The sequence below is a fragment of the Streptomyces sp. NPDC016640 genome (assembly GCF_043076215.1).
Taxonomy (GTDB): domain Bacteria; phylum Actinomycetota; class Actinomycetes; order Streptomycetales; family Streptomycetaceae; genus Streptomyces.
In genome coordinates, this window is sequence record NZ_JBIBRG010000039.1 from 1 (window position 1) to 4,653 (window position 4,653).

General features: G+C 70.6%; 4 protein-coding genes. 2 read left to right on the forward strand and 2 right to left on the reverse strand.

Features of this window, described 5'->3' with window-relative positions; all coding sequences use genetic code 11:
* Nucleotides 1–453: 453 nt before the first annotated feature.
* Complete coding sequence (locus ACF07S_RS33345; protein ID WP_391975909.1) at nucleotides 454–738, reverse strand: hypothetical protein; 285 nt, start codon at nucleotides 736–738, stop codon at nucleotides 454–456.
* A gap of 129 nt (nucleotides 739–867) precedes the next feature.
* Between ACF07S_RS33345 and ACF07S_RS33350 the strand changes: the two genes are divergently transcribed.
* Nucleotides 868–2,007, forward strand: a complete 1,140-nt coding sequence (locus ACF07S_RS33350) for a hypothetical protein (RefSeq protein WP_391975910.1) — start codon at nucleotides 868–870, stop codon at nucleotides 2,005–2,007.
* A 222-nt stretch (nucleotides 2,008–2,229) separates the two neighbouring features.
* Nucleotides 2,230–2,511: a hypothetical protein gene (locus ACF07S_RS33355; protein WP_391975911.1), complete on the forward strand. Its 282-nt coding sequence runs from the start codon at nucleotides 2,230–2,232 to the stop codon at nucleotides 2,509–2,511.
* 378 nt (nucleotides 2,512–2,889) lie between these two features.
* Here ACF07S_RS33355 and ACF07S_RS33360 read toward each other — a convergent pair whose 3' ends face one another.
* Nucleotides 2,890–4,341, reverse strand: a complete 1,452-nt coding sequence (locus ACF07S_RS33360; protein ID WP_391975912.1) for a hypothetical protein — start codon at nucleotides 4,339–4,341, stop codon at nucleotides 2,890–2,892.
* Between the last annotated feature and the right edge of the window lie 312 nt (nucleotides 4,342–4,653).

Consider the following 4,653-nt stretch of genomic DNA (forward strand, 5'->3'; position numbering starts at 1 on the left):
CCGCAGTCACCTCATAGACGGCTGCCTCGCCGAGACCGGCCTGACCATCAGACCCACCTGAGCAACAGCACGACATCACGAGTTCAACCTCAGTAACAGCTTGGCGATGAATCCCAAGAGTGCTCCTTCGCTGACGGTGCACGCACTTCAGGCACCGGTGATCGGTCTGAACGGAAGCCTGCCACCATGCGCCCGGGTTCATCCCACCGGTTCCGGGCCGGAAGGGCCGTCGGTGCGCGGGGGTGCGGAGGGCGGTCGCGGCCAGCCGCACGGTCACTCCACTCCCCCGGCGCCGGTGGCCAACTCGGCCCAGGAGGTGGAGGGATCGCCGAGAAGGTCCGACGGCGCCCTGTGGCCGGCTGTGCCGAGGCGGGTGTCGCGTAGCCGGGCGAGCAGCTCGGCGCCCTCTGGCGGCGAGGTCCTCTCGGTCGGGCAAGACCGTGCAGCGCGGGTCTATGGGCGGTCGGGATACCAGGGGACGAGGCGCAGCAGGAGGTGGAGGGTGCGGCGCGCGGCGGTGCGGTGGGCGGGGTTGGGGGCGTAGGCGGCGCCGAGGGCGAGGGCGGCGGTGAGGGTCAGGAGCAGCAGGAGGCCGGTGCCGGCGTAGGCAAGGGCGGTGCGTCCGCCGGCGGTGGGGGTGAGGAGGAGCGCGGTGGCGGCCGCGGGGGCTGTACGGGCGGGCAGGTTTCGGGCGCGACGGGAGGGGGTGGGGCGGGGACGTCGAGGGCGTGCGGGCATGGGCGAGCGGTTCCTTCCAGGAGGCGTACGGCGGTTTCCCGAGCCCTTGCCGGGGCCGGTGATTTCCCAGTTCAGCGGGTACGTGGGGGACTGTTTCCGGGTACCTCGCGGGGTTCTAAATTGGGGTGTGTGGCAAGAGGAGAACCAAGTGCGGCGGATGTGGAGCTGATCGGGCGGATGGCGGCGCTCGGCATCACGGTGTCGGCTGCACAGCTGGAGCGGTGGCGGGGGCTGGGGCTGCTGCCCAGGCACGCGCGGGTGTGGCTGGGGCGCGGGCGCGGCTCGGTGTCGGTGCTCGCCGAGGAAACCGTCGCGGTGGCCGCGGTGCTCGGCCGGCACGCGCGCTCGGGGCGGGATGTACGCTGGACGGTGATCGCCTGGTACGCCGAGGCCGGACGCCCCGCCTTGCCCGGGCAGTTGGCGGTGCCAGAGCCGCCGTGGCCGGCTGTGCGGGAGGCCCTGGTGTGGGCGATGCGGCGCTCCACGGCGCAGCGCCTGGTCATGGGGGCCCGTACGGCGGCCGGCGCTGGTGAGGAGGAGCAGGACGCGTTCTACACCGCGGCCGGGCGGGTGGTGGGGCGCGGGCACGCCGGACCCGCGCACCCCGAGGTGATGCGGCGGGTCTTGGAGGATCCGGAGGCCGAGCTTGACCAGGGTGAGGATCGTCGGCGGCGGCGAGGGGCGGTGAGCATGGTCGCGGCCGCCGCGATGGGCGCGGGCGAAGTCGGCAGCGAGCGGCTCGTCGACGCGCTCGCCACCCTCATGCCCGGCCTCGACTGGACCGGCGTCGCCGCAGATGCGCGGCAGGCCGAGGAGACGGGCGAGTTCGACGGCTGGATCCGAACCGGGGCCGTCGACCCGCTCGCCCTGCTCCAGGCGGCCGGTCTCGAGGAGATGGCCGCCGCGCGCCACGCCGCGATAGTGCCCGCGGGGATCGGTGGCCTGTATCTGATGCACGGGCTCGGCATGCCCGACAACCCCGCCCTCGCCCGCCTGCGGGCGGTGCTGGAGGAGTCCGGCCTCTCCCTGATCGTGGCCCAGATGATGCCGATCATGATCAACCCGTCGGGCATCGTGCACGCCCTGACCATGTGCCTTGCCCCCGAGATCACCGCGCTCGCCGGCTGGTTGGAGTCGGTGCTGGCCGAACAGGCCGACACCGGGCAGGGGCTGCTGCGGCTGCCCGGTGCCAAGGAGGAGGGACCGGGGGCCTTCCTGCAGGCATGGATCGGCCACCTCCACCAACTCACCGACCGTGCACGCCGTTGACGTTCAAATGCCTGGCGTCGACGCCTCCTGCTGCGACACTCGTTTCATGCTTGGCCAAGGTTGGCAGTCGCAGTGGGAGCGGGTAGGTCGTCGGCTTGAGGATGTGCGGGGCGTATACGCAGGCGCGCCGGCGGCACTGACGTTGCGATCGACAAGGTTCTGTCGTTCTTCGAGACGGTGCACGCTCTCAGGGACTGGCTCTGGAACGATCCGGCGAGCGGTGTGACCAAGGACGATGTGCACACGCTGATCGGTGGCAGCCCGGTGCTCCAGGTCTGTGCAGATGTCGCCAACGGATCGAAGCACTTCGAACTGACGAGTTCGCAGACCGGTGACCTCTCCACGACAATTGCGCGGAACGACGTCGCCGTCTTCGTCAGGAAGGGGACCTCAGCGCACCGCTTCTACATTGCCTCCGGCGGCAGCGAGCGCGACCTCTTGAAGGTCGCCGAAGAAGCGGTAGACGAGTGGCGTAAGTTCCTCTCCGGGCGCCACCTCATCTGATTGCTTCCGGGCCGGAGGTAGGGCCTGACCGGGCCGGGAAGCCAAGCCGGTCGGCCGTCGCGTCAGACGGTCCGCTGATCGCCCGAGCGGAACACCGTCACCAGGAGCGTGTCGGGCAGCGCGCGGCCCCGGTCAGTCCGCCGGGCAGCACCTCGGTACTGATTCGGGTGAACCCGGCCTCATCAAGAGGCATTGTCCACACACGGTCCTGGAGTACCCAGCGGCACATGAGAACTGCCGCTCCATCCGGCGTCTTCGCACCGATCTCGGTGTGCTTCACAAGGGGCTGTGCGTACACGATGCTGCGATACAGCGCCGACAGCCGCCCGCCCCGTTGTCGAGTGCGTGCGTGTCGCTGGCGAGATGGCGCCGCAACCGCTACGCAGGGCCGCCTTTGCCCCAGGGACGCCACCGCCTGCGGCCGACCGCCGAGGTCTGGCGCCCTCCGGCAGGGCGCTCGTCCCGTTGTCCCCCTGAGTGGGCCTGGCCGAGCACGGCGGCCTGCACGGCCGACCAGTCCTGTGTGCGCCACCAGCGGAACAGATCCCCGGAAGCGATCACGGGAAACGGAAGCGCGTCGACGACCCTGCGCTGATACACCTCGGGAGGGCGCTCGGCGGGGGCGAGGCGATGCTGGTGGTTGACGATCAAGGCAGCGCACGTGACAGGCTGGCCAGGCCGCAGTTGCGGCCATTTCTCCAGATGGCGTTGAAGCTGCGAAATCAGTTTCTCCCCCGCTGCCCCTGCGGCGGCCTTCACCTCGACCAGGCAGGTGGCCCCGTTCAGCACGGCGAGCAGGTCCGCCGACAGGGTGTCGCCCAATTCCTCGTCCAGATCGGTGACGGCGAAGCCGGCGGCCCGCAGTACCACGGCCACCGCTTCTTCCAGCTCGCTGCCGCTGCCGTACAGCAGGCCGTTGCGCATGGGTTCGGCCTCCTGCCTCGCCCGCTCCAGATCGTCTTCCAGGCGGGCCTTGTCCTCCAGGTAGCGGCGCTCCAACTCTTCGAGGGAGCTGCGTGCTTGCGTCTCCGCGGGGGTTTCCAGGGCGGGGTCGACATGGTGGCGTGAGCGGACGCGGCGCAGTGCGGCCGGTACGTGCTCGAGAAGGGCGTACTGGACGAGCCAGTCGACCACCTGGTTCCAGTCGACCCCGTCCGGGATCACGTACCAGATCTGCCGGCCGTCGCCGGACGTCCAGCGTGCGACGACGGGCTCGCCCAGGCTGTCGACGAGGATCGGCACCAGCTCGCCCTCGGGCTCGCGAACCGTCGTTCCGGCCGGTCCCACAAAGGCGCTCGCCTGCAAGGTCATCGCCCACCAGGGGGCGCTGGGAGGACGGTTGAGCAGCCTCAGTCCGAGGTCGCGGTCGGCCGCGTCCAGACCGGGAACCAGGGAGACCTCCGCCCCCGCGAGCAGCCGCTCGCCGACGATCGCGCCGGTGAAGTGGCGGAAGTCCACGCGGCCACCGGGCCGGCCGAAGACCGACCACACGCGGTCATCGTCATCGTCCGCCGTGCCCATCGTCGCGATGATGAGCGCAGGCTCCCCGCGCGAGGCCGCTCCGGACAGGAACCTGTCGAACTCGTCGGCACCGTGGCCGGAGAAGTGGCTCGGGTTGATGGCGGCGGCGCAGGTGCTGGTGTCCATGCCGAGCCAGCGCGGCTCGGCCCCGTACTTGGTCCAAGAGATACCCGCGTACCTGGCCGAGGCCGCGAAGAGCTTGCGCGCGTAGTCGGCGGCCTGCGGATCGGGCTCTTCCATCTGCGCGGGGTCGCGAACAGCGACGTGTACGGGGACGAGTCCGTTGGGAGACGAGGTGTGCGCGGCCATAGCCGAACCGTAGCGGCCCGGTGTGACACCGCCGCCAGCAGAACACAGCCCTACTCGCGCCGGGGGGTACGAGACCGGCAGCCGTTGGCCGAGCGGGGACACGTCAGCACGCCCCAGCGGCAGGGGAAGGGCCTCGCTGGGCCGGACTCAGGTGAGTTACTGTCGGGTACGCCTACGGGCGCTATGTCCACGGACATCCAGACCTACGGGTCCTCTCGGCGTTGTCACGTTGGTGGGGTGTTGATCGGTTGAGGGCGTGTCAGGGCGTAGGGGGGGCGGGCGGGGCCTGGATTACGCTGCGGTGGGAGGGGC

Bases quoted from the DNA above. Each gene is read 5' to 3' on its own strand.
- ACF07S_RS33345 (WP_391975909.1), bottom strand. From the start codon at position 738: ATGCCCGCACGCCCTCGACGTCCCCGCCCCACCCCCTCCCGTCGCGCC.
- ACF07S_RS33360 (WP_391975912.1), bottom strand. From the start codon at position 4,341: ATGGCCGCGCACACCTCGTCTCCCAACGGACTCGTCCCCGTACACGTC.